The following is a 12,375-nucleotide window of genomic DNA, read 5'->3' as shown; positions in this document are numbered from 1 at the left end:
AGGAATCGACATGCATCCGCTGGACTGGGCGGTCGTGGCAGGCTACCTGCTGGTCATGCTGGGCATCGGGATCTGGGCGCACCGCCAGGTCGCAGACACCGCGGACTTCTTCACCGCAGGCGGGCGGATGCCGTGGTGGCTGGCCGGGATCTCGCACCACATGTCCGGCTACAGCGCGGTCGTGTTCGTCGCCTACGCTGGAGTGGCCTACGAGCAGGGCATCGTGTCCTACGTCGTGTTCATGTTCCCGCTCGCGATCGCCACCGGCATCGGCGCCTTCCTGTTCGCGCCGAAGTGGAACAGGCTGCGCCTGCACTACGGCATCGCCTCCCCGCTGGAGTACCTCGCGCGCCGGTTCAACGTCACCACGCAGCAGGTGCTGGCGTGGAGCGGGTCGCTGCTGAAGGTCTTCGACGTGGCGGCGAAGTGGTCGGCGATCGCCCTGCTGCTGCAGGAGTTCGTCGGCGTGCCGCTGGTGTGGGGCATCGTCATCACCGCCGTGGTCACGCTCGTGTACTGCACCGCCGGGGGCCTTTGGGCGGACGCGCTGACCGAGCTCGGGCAGTTCGTCATCCAGGGCGTCGCGGCGTTCGCGATGATCGCGGCGGTCGGTATCGCGTTGGCGGACAAGGGGTTGAACTACGCGACGTTCTGGAGCGCGCTGCCGTCCGGGCACACCGACCCGACCACGAGCGACTACCCCGCCTACTTCCTGCTGGTGTACGTGATCGTGAAGACCTTCGAGTACAACGGCGGCATGTGGAACCTGGCGCAGCGCTACATCGCCACCCCCGATGCCCGCGCCGCCCGCCGCACCGCGCTGCTGTCCAGCGGCTTGTACCTGCTGTGGCCGGTCGTGCTGATGCTGCCGATGTTCGCCGGGCCGCTGCTGGTGCAGGTGTCCGACCCGGAGGACGTCTACGCCGAGATGGCCCTGCAATTCCTGCCCGCGGGCCTGCTCGGACTGGTGCTCGTCGGCGTCTTCTCGCACACGATGGCCATGGCCGCCTCCGACGCCACCGCCATCTCCGCGGTGATGACCCGCGACGTGCTGCCGAAGATCTGGCGCCGCGCCAAGGGATTCACCGACAAGCAGTTCCTGGCGGCGGGCCGGGTGCTGACCGTGGCGTTCGTGTTCCTCAGCGTCGTGATCGCCATCAACGCCGAAAACCTCGGCGGGGTGTTGGGCATCATCGTCGCATGGGTCGGTGCGCTGATCGGGCCGATCTCGATCCCGATGATGCTGGGGATGCTGCGCCCGTTCCGGCGCATCGGGCCGGCCGCGGCGCTGTCCTCGTGGGCAGGCGGGCTGATCACGTTCGCGGTCACCAAGTACGTGCTGCAACTGCAGGAAGCGATCACCGTGGTCTCGCCGGTGCTCGTGTCGCTGGCGCTGTTCGGACTCGTAGGAACGCTGCACCGGGACGCTCCCCCGGCTGCCGAGGAGATCACCGCCGCCCTTGCCGAGGACGAGCGCGAATCCGCGGCCCAGCCGACGGCTCCGTAACGCACCCTGTTCCCACCCGAACTCGGGCACTAGCGTGGCAACCGGTTGCTGCACGGTTGCAGGGAGACTGCAAGCTCCGGGAACTTCAAGCCTCATCAGCGGCGGAGCCGCTGAGCAGCGACCGTGCAAGCAACCGGCACCGCCACGCAAATCCTGCCGAAAGGACTACTCAGGTGGGCAGGCCGACGATCTACGACGTGGCGAAGCACTGCGGCCTGGCCGCCTCGACGGTCTCCCGCACCTACTCCCACCCGAGCCGGGTGAATCCGGCGACCAGGGAGAAGGTGCACTCCGCCGCGCAGCAGCTCGGCTACACCCCGCGCCCGCTGGCGCGCGCCGAAGCGCCAGGGCGGGCCAGGACGCTGACCCTGGTCGTCACCGACATCTCCAACCCGTACTACGCGAGCCTGATCAAGTCGGCCCAGCAGCAGGCGCTGGCGAACAACTACACGCTCGCGCTGGCCGACAGCGACGAGTCGCCGCGCGTCGAGGTGCGCAACCTGCGGCAACTGCTGGCGACAGCCAGCGGCGCCATCCTGGCCACCTCCAGGCTCTCCGACGAGGCCATCCGCCGGCTCGCCCGGTACCGGGCGCTGGTCATGGTCAACCGGGCCGTCGACGGCGTGCCCAGCCTGGTCGTGGACACCGCGGACGGGATGCGCAAGGCGGTGCGCCACCTCGCCGCCATCGGGCACCGCCGCATCGCCTACCTGTCGGGGCCGCACAACTCCTGGATCAACAGCGCCCGCTGGCGCGCGGTGCAGGAGGAAACCGGTGCGCTGGGTGTGGAAGCGGAGTTCCTCGGGCCGTACGCGCCGAACCGGCAGGGCGGTCAGGAAGCCGCCGACGCGCTGATGCTGCGGAACCCGACCGCTGCGCTGGCCTACAACGACCTCATCGCGATCGGGGCGCTGCAGCGCTTGCAAGCCGCCGGGGTGCGGGTTCCGGCCGAGTTCAGCCTCGTCGGCTGCGACGACATCTTCGGCGCCGACCTGATCGCACCGGCCCTGACCACGATCTCCGGGCCGACCGAGCGGGTCGGCAAGTACGCGGTGGACATCCTCGACGCGCAGCTGGGCAAGCCGTTGTCCGCACCGGAGTCGATGGTGTTCGAGGCGCACTTGGTCACCCGCGGTTCCACCGCGCCGCCCCGCCCGGCAACTGCTGGCAACTAGTTGTCGCGGCGATCGACCGGCGGCGAAGCTGTGCGGCATGGACGGCGGCAGCACCTCGAGCACCGGATCCGACCTCGCCGCCCGCTACGGCGGTCGCGCGCCCCTGCAGCCGCATCCCGATCGGCTGCTACCGCCCGATCCCGGGCAGCGCGGCATCGCCCGCCGCCTCTACGACAGCGTGCGGGAGCTTCCGCTGCTGAGCCCGCACGGGCACGTCGATCCGGAGTTGCTGGCCGCGGACCGCCCGTTCGGCGATCCCGCCGCCCTGCTGGTGACACCCGATCACTACGTGACCCGCCTGCTGCACGCGCACGGCGTGCCGATGCGGCGGCTCGGGCTGGCCGACCGCGACGGTTCCGCCCCCGCCGAGCCGCGCGAGGTGTGGCGGACGTTCTGCGCGCATTGGCCGCTGTTGCTGGGCACGGCCTCCCGGCAATGGCTGGAGGCGGAGCTGCACGACGTGCTGGGAGCGAGGCTGCAGCCCTCGGCCGAAACCGCCGACGAGCTGTTCGACGAACTGTCCGCCCGACTCCGCGAACCGGAGTTCCGCCCCCGCGCACTGTTCGAGTCCTTCGGCATCGAGGTGCTGGCCACCACCGACGATCCCGCCGACGAGCTGCGCCACCACCGCGCACTGGCCGCCGATCCCAGCTGGTCCGGGCGGGTGGTGCCGACGTTCCGCCCGGACGCCTATCTCGACGCCACCCGGGCGGACTGGCCGCAGTCCCTCGACCGCCTCGCTGCTGCCAGCGGCATCGACACCGGTGACTACGCGGGATTGATCCGCGCACTGGAAGAACGCCGGGAGTTCTTCCGGGCCAACGGCGCGACGGCCACCGACCACAGCGCGCCAGACGCGGGAATGGAGTTCCTGGACACCGACGAGGCATCCGGGTTGTTCCGCCGAGTCCGCGCCGGACGGGCCGATCCCGGCGAAGCGCGGCGGCTTTCCCGCCAACTGCTCGGCGAAATGGCCCGGATGTCCACTGAGGACGGTTTGGTGATGGCGCTGCACACCGGCAGCATGCGCAATCACCACCCGGAGACGTTCCGCCGGTTCGGCGCCGACACCGGCCACGACATCCCGATGCGCGCCGAGTACACCGAAGCGCTGCGACCGATGCTGTCCCGGTTCGGCACCCACCCCCGGTTCCGAACCGTGCTGTGCACCCTCGACGAGACCGTCTTCTCCCGCGAACTCGCGCCGCTGGCCGGCTTCTACCCATCGGTGTACCTGGGTGCACCGTGGTGGTTCCTGGACGCGCCGCGGGCGATGCGGCGGTTCCGCGACGCCGTCACCGAAACGGCCGGGTTCCACCGCAACGCCGGGTTCATCGACGACACCCGCGGGTTCTGCTCCATCCCGGCCCGGCACGACACCGCACGGCGGGTCGACGCCGCGCACCTGGCCGGGCTCGTGGCCGAACACGTGCTCAGCGAGCAGGATGCGGCCCGGATCATCCACGACCTCAACGACCGCCAGCCGCGCATCGCGTTCCGGCTCTGACCGCACCCGCTCGGCGAGCATGCCCGGCCGCCTCGACGGGTACAGCAGTTCCAGGACCGACTGCACGGGGTGAGCGACGATGGCGAACAACGCGCATTTCAACAACACCGGACCGACGCCGACGGTGACCGTCCGGGACGACCGGGGAAGCCCGGTCGTCGAGCTCGAGCTGTCCGCCGGGCAGCCCGGACCGGAACAGGCGGACGAACGGCTCCGCACCGCAGGGTGGACCCGCAGTGCCGACTGGACCGCGGCCTCGGACGGTTACGTGGCACCGGTCGTGCCTTCCTGACCCGATCGTCTACTGTGGATACACCTGGTGGCGCGGGTAGGTAGCGCGGTCGAAGTTCAACGCGGCAATGCGGTGCCTTCTCCGGCCGCGAACCGGTTCGCCGGGCGGGCCAGGCCGTAGTGCTCACGCAGGGTGCTTCCGCCGTAGTCGGAACGGAACAGGCCGCGCGCCCGCAGGATCGGCACGACGTGGTCCACGAACTCGTCCAATCCGGACGGCAGCACCGCGGGCATGATGTTGAACCCGTCGGCGGCGCCCGCGGTGAACCAGTGCTCGATGGTGTCCGCGACCTGCTCCGGCGTGCCGGTGAACGTGCGGTGCCCGCGCCCGCCGCCGAGGCGGTGGATGATCTGGCGCACGGTCAACTTCTCCCGGCGTGCCAGGTCGACGACGAGCGCGTAGCGGCTCTTGGCGGTCTCGATCCGCTCCTCGCCCGGCAGGTCGTCCGGCAGCGGCCGGTCCAGGTCCCGCTCACCGAGTTCGATCCCCAGCGTGTCGGCCAGCCGTGCGAGGGCGTAGCCGTGCACGATGCGCTCGGTCAGCTCGGAATCCTTGCGCTGCGCCTCCGACTCGGTCGAACCGATCACCGGGACGATGCCGGGCAGGATCTTGATCTCGTCCGGTTCCCGGCCGCGCTCGGCGGCGCGTTGCTTCAAGTCCGCGTAGAAGGCCTTGCCGTCGTTCAACGTCTGCTGTGCGGTGAACACCGCCTCGGCGTAGCGGGCAGCGAGGTCCTTGCCGTCCTCCGACGATCCTGCCTGCACCAGCAGCGGACGGCCCTGCGGCGATCTCGGTGCGTTCAACGGTCCGTCGACGCCGAAGAACTCGCCGCGATGCCGGATCGGGTGCACCTTCGCGGCGTCCGCCCACACACCGTCCTTGTCCCCGACCTGCGCGTCGTCCTCCCAGCTGTCCCAGAGCTTGCTCGCGACCTCGACGAACTCCGCCGCGCGGCGGTAGCGCAGGTCGTGCGCGGGCAAGTCGTCGAAGCTGAAGTTCCGCGCCGCCTCGACCGTCGCGTTCGTGACGATGTTCCAGCCCGCGCGGCCACCGCTGAGGTGGTCCAGCGCCGAGAACCTCCGCGCGAGGTTGTACGGCTGTTCGTAGGTCGTCGACGCGGTGGCGATGAGCCCGATCCGGCTGGTGGCCGAGGCGAGCGCGGTCAGCAGCAGGGTCGGTTCCAGCGCGACCGCCGGGCGCTGGCCCACGTCGGCGCGCAGCACCGGGCTGTCGGCGAGGAACAGCGAGTCGAACGTGCCGCGCTCGGCGGCCTGCGCCAGGTGCACGTAATGGTCCAGGCGGGTCGCCGCGAACGGGTCGCTCTCCGGCAGGCGCCAGGCGGCTTCGTGGTGACCTGCGTTCATCAGGAAGGCGTTCAGGTGCAACGGCGTTGCGACATCGGGATCCTTCGCGTCTCGCGGACCAGGACCGGTCCTCAGTGGACTAAGGGAAGCCGGCGCGCTACGCCGCGCTGCCCGCGGAGTAGGCCGCGGCGTCGCCGCGGCGCGCCACGCTGCGCCCGCCCTCGACGTCCACCGGCACATCACCGGCGACGGTGACCCGGCTGACCTTGCGCGCCAGCTCGCCGTAGTCGTCGACCGCGTAGTGCTGGGTGGCGCGGTTGTCCCAGATCGCCACGTCGCCGGGAGCCCACCGCCACCGGACGGTGTTCTCCAGCTGGGTCACGTGCGATTGCAGCAGGTCGAACAGCCGCGCCGTGTCCGACTTGCCGAATCCGAGGAACCGCTGCACGAAATGCCCGAGCAGCAGCGAACGTTCTCCCGTTTCGGGGTGCACCCGCACCACCGGATGCTCGGTGTCGTAGACCGTCGAGACGAACTGCTTGTGCCGCTCCTGCTCGGCGTCGGTCGGGTTGGGGCGTTTCGCCGCGTAGTCGTAGGCGTTCGAGTGCAACGCCCGGAGCCGCCCCGCGAGCTCTTGCAACTCGGGGGTGAGCCCTTCGTAGGCCGCCACGGTGTTCGCCCACACCGTGTCGCCGCCGTAAACGTTGTCTCGTAACCCGGTGGTTGTGGTCGTGTGCTGATCGTTGATCATGGGTGGATGCAGGTGATCTCGGCGGCTGGGTCGGAGTGGATTGCCCCGTTCACGGGGTTGGAACCACGGCAGTTCCGGAAGCTGGTGGGCACGGTCGCTGCCCGTGGTGGGGAGGCGATCGCGGATGGACGTCCGGGTCGGCAGTGGAGGCTGCGGCTGGAGGACCGGGTGTTGCTGGTGGCGGTGTACTGGCGCACGAACCTGACGATGCGCCAGATCGGCCCGCTGTTCGGAATCTCGCACGCGGCTGCCCACCGTGTGATCGACTCCCTCGGCCCGTTGCTGGCGCTGGCCCCGGTGCGCAAGCGCCGCACCGATCAGGTCGCGATCGTGGACGGCACCCTGGTACCCACCCGCGACCGGCGAGTGGCCGCGCCGTCGAAGAACTACCGGTACTCCACGAACCTGCAGGTCGCGATCGATGCTGACAGTCGCCTGGTCATCGCCACCAGCGAGCCGCAACCCGGCAACCGCAACGACACCACCGCCTACCGGGAATCCGGCATGGACCAGAAATTGGCTGCTCGCCCGGTGATGGCCGACGGCGGCTACCGCGGCAACCATGGGGTGATCATGCCCTACCGGAATCACCCTGGCGACCACGATTTGCCGCCATGGCAGGAAAAAATCAACGGCGAGCACCGCCAGATCCGCGCCCGCGTCGAGCACGCCCTGGCAGGCATGAAGACCTGGAAAATCCTCCGCGACTACCGACGCGCCGCGGCCACCCTCGCCGACACCGCCTCCGGAATCGCCCATCTCCGCAACCTCGCCCTCACCGGCTGAAGCAACCCCGCACCACACCAACCACAAGATCAGTTACGAGACATCATTTAGGGAGGCACGGTCACGGCCCGCAACACGGAGAACGCGGGCGGATTCTCGACGAACGTGACGTCGGTGTGCCAGGAATTCGCCCGCGCGCCGCGGTCGGCGTCCAGCGGGAGCACGTGCGCGGCGTGCTCTTCGCCCGGGACCGTGGGGTGAGCGGTGGTCACGGTGCCGAGCCGCGCGGCGAACTCGACCTGCTCGTCGTCGGTGAGCCCGTGCTGCCCCCGGAAGAAGACGACTTTGTGCTGCAGCAGGGCGTTCCGGATGTGCGCGACGGTCTCTTCGGAAAGCCGGTCGGCCAGCTGCACACCGGTGATCTCGGCTCCGATGCGTCCTGCGACGCGCAGCACGTCCGACTTCAAGTTCTCGTTTGTCATGTTCCGCCTCCTGGCTGGAGATGTGTCTTGAAAGGCGATCGCGTCCCGCGGAGGCGACTCGCGCAGGGCGCAGGTTGGGAAATCCACAAAGGACTGAAAGCGTGCACGCACGGCACTGTCGGCTCGTGCGGCGAAGGTTCAGGCGAGCGGGCTCAGCCGCGGTGACAGACCGCGGACGCGACGCGCACCAGGTCGATGTGCTCGCGGAACACCAGCAACGGCCGCATGAGCTGGATGCAAGCACGTCCGCAACGACCGGTCAATCACGCCCGGCGTCGTCCCGGCATTCGGAAACCTCCGGGTGGATTCGATCGCGAGCTTGACGCCCGCCGGGCGGAGCGGATTGCATCTCCGCCATGTCAGCAGGGCTCGTTCTGGTGCGGCGCCGTTGCGTGGACTGCTGCCGCGCGAACAGCGCCCGGTGTCGCCACGGGAGCAGCGCGCCGTGTCACCGCGCCAACAGCGCCCAGTGTCACCGCGCGAGCAGCGCCTCGTGTCACCGCACGCGCGTCAGCTGCCGCTGACCACCACCGCTGCCCCGCACTGACCGCCGTCCCGGCGGTCGTCTTCAGCTCGCTGCGGCCTGCGCCGTCCGCAGCACCTCCGCCCCGCACCGCGCCCTGCCGCGAAGTGCCCGCGAAAGCGAGTTCACCGTGTCCAGCACGATCGATCGACGAGCCGTCCTGCGCGGCTTGTCCGGCCTCGCCACCACCTCCGTCCTCAGTGGATGCGCGCACAGCAGCGCTTCCCCGCGGACGAACGTGATCCGCTACCAAGGCTGGAGCGGCGAAGTCCTCTACCCGGAACTGGCCGAAGATCTCGGACTGCTCGGGGACGTCCGGCTGGAGTGGATCGGCAACACCACCAGCGGTCCGCAGGACATCCAGGCCACCGTCACCGGCGACACCGACATCGGCGGTGCCTTCAACGGAGCCATCGTGCGGCTCGCCGCCGCGGGGGCACCCATCACCGCGGTCGTGGGTTACTACGGTGCCGACGCCCTCAGCTACGGCGGCTACTACGCCATGCAGCGCAGCCCGATCCGCGGGCCGCGCGATTTCATCGACAAGAAGGTCGGCGTGAACACGCTCGGAGCGCACTACGAGGACGTGCTCGCGATCTACCTGGAGCGCGGCGGCCTCACCCAGGACGAGGTCGACTCGGTGCAGCTGGTGGTGGTTCCGCCGGTGAGTGCCGAGCAGGCGTTGCGGTCCGGCCAGCTCGACGTTTCGTCGCTGTCCGACGTCAAGCGCGAGAAGGCGCTCGCGCACGGCGGCCTGCGGTCGGTGTTCAGCGACTTCGGCATGTTGGGCGCGTTCACGGCCGGTTGCTACGTCCTGCGGGACGAGTTCATCGAGCGGAACCCGGAAACCACTCGCCAACTGGTCACGGGCACCGCGAACGCGGTCCACTGGGCGCAGACCCGGCCGCGCGACGAGGTCGTGGCCCGCTACTCCGACATCATCCGCAGACGCGGCCGGAACGAGGACCTCAGCACCGTGTCCTACTGGCGTTCCACTGGAATTCCCAGCCCCGGCGGGCTGATCCAGGACCGCGAGTTCACCACGTGGCTGGATCGGCTGACCACCAGCGGGCGAGTCGCCCCGGGCGCGGTCGACGTCCGCGGGCTCTACACCAACGAATTCAACCCGTTCCGCGCGAGCGCGCAGAACTGAGGAGACCATGGCCGAGATCAGTTTCGAGGGCGTGTCCCGCACTTTCCCCGTGCGCGGGGGCAGAGGTGCGCCGGACGGCGAGCTCACCGCGCTGCAGGACGTGAACCTGCGGATCCGCTCCGGCGAACTAGCCGTGATCGTCGGGCCGAGCGGGTCCGGCAAATCGACGTTGCTGGACCTGCTGGGCGGGCTGGACGCACCGACTACCGGGCGGATCCTGCTGGACGGCACGCCGATCACCGGGCCGGGGCTCAACCGAGGTGTCGTGTTCCAGCAGTACGCGCTGCTGCCGTGGCGCACCGCCCAGTCCAATGTGGAATTCGGGTTGGAGGCGAAGAAGGTGCCCGCCGCGCAGCGCCGCGAACGCGCGCGGGAACACCTGGACCTGGTCGGCCTGTCCGGGTTCGCCGACCGCTACCCGCACGAGCTCTCCGGCGGGATGAAGCAGCGCGTCGCGATCGCGCGCAGCCTCGCCTTCGACCCGGACGTGCTGCTGATGGACGAGCCGTTCGCCGCCCTCGACGCGCAGACGCGGGAAACCCTGCAGGACGAGCTGCTGCGGCTGTGGCAACGCACCGGCAAGACCATCGTGTTCATCACGCACGGCATCGACGAGGCGGTGCACCTCGGGCAGCGGGTGGCGGTGCTGACCTCGCGGCCGGGAACGGTCAAGGACGTCGTCGACATCGACCTCGGCGAGCGCACCGAACGGGCGGACATCCGCTCCTCGCCCGAGTTCGCGCACTACCGGCATCACGTGTGGAGTCTGCTTAGGTCCGAAGTGGACCGCGCGCAGCAAGCCGAGCGCGCGGCCGCGCGGGAATCGCAGGACGCGCCGTCGAACGACCAAGACCCCGAGGTGATCTCGATTGGCTAGCATCGCACCGCCCGCCACTTCCGGTGCCACGTCGGCGATTCCGGCGCGGCACGTCGCCGAGCGCGTGCTGAAGTCCTCGGCGGCGATCGTGGTTTTCCTGCTGGTGTGGGAACTCGCGCCGCGCATCGGGCTGGCCGACAGCATCTTCCTGCCCCCGTTCAGCGAAGTACTGGGACAGTGGGTGCAGCTCGCGGCGAACGGGCAGCTGTGGGAGAACCTCGGGGCGAGTCTGGGCCGTTCCGTCGCGGGCTTCGGCATCGCCATCGTCGTCGCGGTGCCGCTGGGCGTCGTGATCGGCTGGTACCGGCTGGTCGGCGAACTGCTCAACCCGCTGCTCGAACTGTTCCGCAACACCGCGGCACTCGCGCTGCTACCGGTGTTCGTGCTGCTGCTCGGCCTGGGCGAGTCCTCGAAGATCGCGCTGATCGTGTTCGCCTGCACCTGGCCGATCCTGCTCAACACCATCAGCGCGGTCCGCACGGTGGACCCGCTGCTGATCAAATCGGCGCGGTCGCTGGGATTCGGCTCGACGGCGGTGTTCACCAAGGTCGTACTGCCCGCCGCGGTCCCGATGGTGTTCACCGGGATCCGGCTCGCCGCGGCGAACTCGATCCTCGTGCTGGTCGCGGCCGAAATGGTCGGCGCCAAGGCGGGTATCGGGTACCTGATCAACACCTCGCAATACAACTTCCAGGTCCCGCAGATGTACGCGGGCATCATCACGATCTCGCTGCTCGGCCTGGCGTTCAACCAGACCCTGGTGACCCTGGAACGCCGCCTGTCCCGGTGGCGGTCCTGAGCGGCGCTGGCTCAATCGGACGTGCCGTGGGCTGGCGTGATCTGCCGGACGTGGATGACGGCGTCGAAGGCTTGCCGCGGATCGATGTCGACCAGGAGGTTCTCCCCGGCCATGCAGGTGACCCCGGTGAACAGCTCCGCGGGTGCGCGCCGCAGGTCCACCAGGTGGTGCGGGAGGCCCGCGGTGTCCAGGATCGCGTCCAGCGAATGCGGTGGTGGAGTGATCCGTCCGGCCGGTGTGGCGAAGCGCTGCGACGGCTCGGCGTCGAGATCGACGTCCGGCACGATGCCCGGGCCGCGGGTCGTGCCGATCACGACCAGGTCCTCGCCGAGCTCGGCAGCCAGCAGGCCGCCGATGGCCGCGGTGCCGTCGAAGGCGGGCGTGCGTTGCAGGTGCACGTTGTGCGCTGCAACGACGATGCGCTCCTCGCGTTGCAGGATGCACCGCAGGTTCTCGGCCATCACCTCGTTGCGCAGGTTGCGCCCGGGCACGGGATAAAGACCGCCACGGCGGAACTCGAGCACGCTGCGGGCGCCGCGGGCGCAGTGCAGCGCAAGTTGGTCGGCTGCCGACTCGGCACGTTCGACGAGTTCGTCGATCCGCTGCTCCAGCCCGTCCGGGACTGTCGCCGTATCAGGTCCCGGCGCATCCGGGGCCGGTGCTTTACCGGGTGCACCCAGGTCGGCAGTGGCCAGCAGCTCGCCGTCGCCTGCTCGCGCGGGGATCCGCGCGAGACAACCGGCGACGCCGGGCGCGGGATTCAGGCACCAACCGGGCACGTCCATGCCGTAGAAGCGCACTGGGCATGCGGCTCGGTTGCGCACGCGCATCCAGCGCAACTGGTCGTGCATCTCGCTGCAACGGCCGAGCGACCAGGTGATCCCGGTGCGGGCGATCTCCGCGACGTCCCCGGCTCCGCCGCGCACCCAGTCGTCCACGGCCAAGCCTTCCGGCAGCCCGGATTCCAGCACGAACGCGGAGAAACCGAGTTCGCGGACCAGGAACCGCAGCACCCGGTCGTGCAGCAGGGCGAACTCGGAGGTGAAGTGCGCGCTCTCCCCGAGGCAGACGACGCGGGCGTCGCCGACCACCTCGCGCAACGCCTCGAGATCGGACTCATCGGGGGCGTCCGGATCGAGCGTGTGCAACGGTGCAGCAACATCGCGAATGGTGCGCACGCGCAGTCTCCTTCATCGGGATCCATGGGAGCGAAGGACTCGCTCGACCGAAGAGGTGGGGCGAACGGTCCCTCACTCACTTCGTAGCAGTTCTCCCGCCG

13 protein-coding genes are annotated in these 12,375 nt (G+C 69.6%); 8 read left to right on the top strand and 5 right to left on the bottom strand.

The window, feature by feature from the left end; all coding sequences use genetic code 11:
- The first annotated feature begins 10 nt into the window (after positions 1-10).
- From V1457_RS21360 to V1457_RS21345, 4 genes are all read left to right on the top strand, one after another.
- Positions 11-1,507 (top strand): sodium:solute symporter family protein, encoded by a 1,497-nt coding sequence (locus V1457_RS21360; protein WP_338596297.1) that lies wholly within the window; start codon positions 11-13, stop codon positions 1,505-1,507.
- 173 nt (positions 1,508-1,680) lie between these two features.
- Positions 1,681-2,682: a LacI family DNA-binding transcriptional regulator gene (locus tag V1457_RS21355; protein ID WP_200070465.1), complete on the top strand. Its 1,002-nt coding sequence runs from the start codon at positions 1,681-1,683 to the stop codon at positions 2,680-2,682.
- A 37-nt stretch (positions 2,683-2,719) separates the two neighbouring features.
- Positions 2,720-4,189: a glucuronate isomerase gene (gene uxaC, locus V1457_RS21350; protein ID WP_200070466.1), complete on the top strand. Its 1,470-nt coding sequence runs from the start codon at positions 2,720-2,722 to the stop codon at positions 4,187-4,189.
- Positions 4,190-4,268: 79 nt separating this feature from the next.
- On the top strand, positions 4,269-4,481 hold the full coding sequence (locus tag V1457_RS21345; RefSeq protein ID WP_295150591.1) for a hypothetical protein: 213 nt from the start codon (positions 4,269-4,271) through the stop codon (positions 4,479-4,481).
- Between the two features lie 56 nt (positions 4,482-4,537).
- Here the strand turns inward: V1457_RS21345 and V1457_RS21340 are convergent, their stop codons facing one another.
- Both V1457_RS21340 and V1457_RS21335 read right to left on the bottom strand, forming a co-directional pair.
- Positions 4,538-5,866 carry an LLM class flavin-dependent oxidoreductase gene (locus V1457_RS21340; protein WP_338596295.1) on the bottom strand — a complete coding sequence of 443 codons (1,329 nt, stop codon included), beginning with the start codon at positions 5,864-5,866 and terminating at the stop codon, positions 4,538-4,540.
- Positions 5,867-5,942: 76 nt separating this feature from the next.
- Positions 5,943-6,536: a TauD/TfdA family dioxygenase gene (locus V1457_RS21335; protein WP_338596293.1), complete on the bottom strand. Its 594-nt coding sequence runs from the start codon at positions 6,534-6,536 to the stop codon at positions 5,943-5,945.
- A 6-nt stretch (positions 6,537-6,542) separates the two neighbouring features.
- Between V1457_RS21335 and V1457_RS21330 the strand changes: the two genes are divergently transcribed.
- Complete coding sequence (locus tag V1457_RS21330) at positions 6,543-7,322, top strand: transposase family protein (RefSeq protein ID WP_338596291.1); 780 nt, start codon at positions 6,543-6,545, stop codon at positions 7,320-7,322.
- A 47-nt stretch (positions 7,323-7,369) separates the two neighbouring features.
- Here V1457_RS21330 and V1457_RS21325 read toward each other — a convergent pair whose 3' ends face one another.
- Together V1457_RS21325 and V1457_RS30650 are read right to left on the bottom strand one after the other, a co-directional pair.
- On the bottom strand, positions 7,370-7,744 hold the full coding sequence (locus V1457_RS21325; protein ID WP_338596288.1) for a TauD/TfdA family dioxygenase: 375 nt from the start codon (positions 7,742-7,744) through the stop codon (positions 7,370-7,372).
- Between the two features lie 152 nt (positions 7,745-7,896).
- The gene (locus tag V1457_RS30650) at positions 7,897-7,971 is read right to left on the bottom strand and encodes a putative leader peptide (RefSeq protein ID WP_367269011.1); all 75 of its coding nucleotides are present in this window, start codon (positions 7,969-7,971) and stop codon (positions 7,897-7,899) included.
- Between the two features lie 426 nt (positions 7,972-8,397).
- On the opposite strand from V1457_RS30650, the gene V1457_RS21320 reads away from it, so the two are divergent.
- Genes V1457_RS21320 through V1457_RS21310 form a run of 3 tightly spaced genes read left to right on the top strand, consistent with a single transcriptional unit; the run spans position 8,398 to position 11,096 of the window.
- Positions 8,398-9,420 carry an ABC transporter substrate-binding protein gene (locus V1457_RS21320; RefSeq protein ID WP_338596286.1) on the top strand — a complete coding sequence of 341 codons (1,023 nt, stop codon included), beginning with the start codon at positions 8,398-8,400 and terminating at the stop codon, positions 9,418-9,420.
- A 7-nt stretch (positions 9,421-9,427) separates the two neighbouring features.
- Positions 9,428-10,297 (top strand): ABC transporter ATP-binding protein, encoded by an 870-nt coding sequence (locus V1457_RS21315; protein WP_338596284.1) that lies wholly within the window; start codon positions 9,428-9,430, stop codon positions 10,295-10,297.
- A gap of 1 nt (position 10,298) precedes the next feature.
- Entirely contained in the window at positions 10,299-11,096 is a 798-nt protein-coding gene (locus tag V1457_RS21310; RefSeq protein WP_374220945.1) for an ABC transporter permease, read from the top strand.
- An 11-nt stretch (positions 11,097-11,107) separates the two neighbouring features.
- Here the strand turns inward: V1457_RS21310 and V1457_RS21305 are convergent, their stop codons facing one another.
- Positions 11,108-12,274, bottom strand: coding sequence for an erythromycin esterase family protein (locus tag V1457_RS21305; protein ID WP_338596282.1), 1,167 nt, complete (start codon positions 12,272-12,274; stop codon positions 11,108-11,110).
- Positions 12,275-12,375 lie beyond the last annotated feature (101 nt).

The organism is Saccharopolyspora sp. SCSIO 74807 (genome assembly GCF_037023755.1).
Lineage (GTDB): Bacteria > Actinomycetota > Actinomycetes > Mycobacteriales > Pseudonocardiaceae > Saccharopolyspora_C > Saccharopolyspora_C galaxeae.
Note: the sequence above shows the minus strand (reverse complement) of the source record. Positions and strands in the feature narration are given on the sequence as shown.

Bases quoted from the DNA above. Each gene is read 5' to 3' on its own strand.
- V1457_RS21360 (WP_338596297.1), top strand. From the start codon at position 11: ATGCATCCGCTGGACTGGGCGGTCGTGGCAGGCTACCTGCTGGTCATG.
- uxaC (WP_200070466.1), top strand. From the start codon at position 2,720: ATGGACGGCGGCAGCACCTCGAGCACCGGATCCGACCTCGCCGCCCGC.
- V1457_RS21345 (WP_295150591.1), top strand. From the start codon at position 4,269: ATGGCGAACAACGCGCATTTCAACAACACCGGACCGACGCCGACGGTG.
- V1457_RS21335 (WP_338596293.1), bottom strand. From the start codon at position 6,536: ATGATCAACGATCAGCACACGACCACAACCACCGGGTTACGAGACAAC.
- V1457_RS21330 (WP_338596291.1), top strand. From the start codon at position 6,543: ATGCAGGTGATCTCGGCGGCTGGGTCGGAGTGGATTGCCCCGTTCACG.
- V1457_RS21325 (WP_338596288.1), bottom strand. From the start codon at position 7,744: ATGACAAACGAGAACTTGAAGTCGGACGTGCTGCGCGTCGCAGGACGC.
- V1457_RS21315 (WP_338596284.1), top strand. From the start codon at position 9,428: ATGGCCGAGATCAGTTTCGAGGGCGTGTCCCGCACTTTCCCCGTGCGC.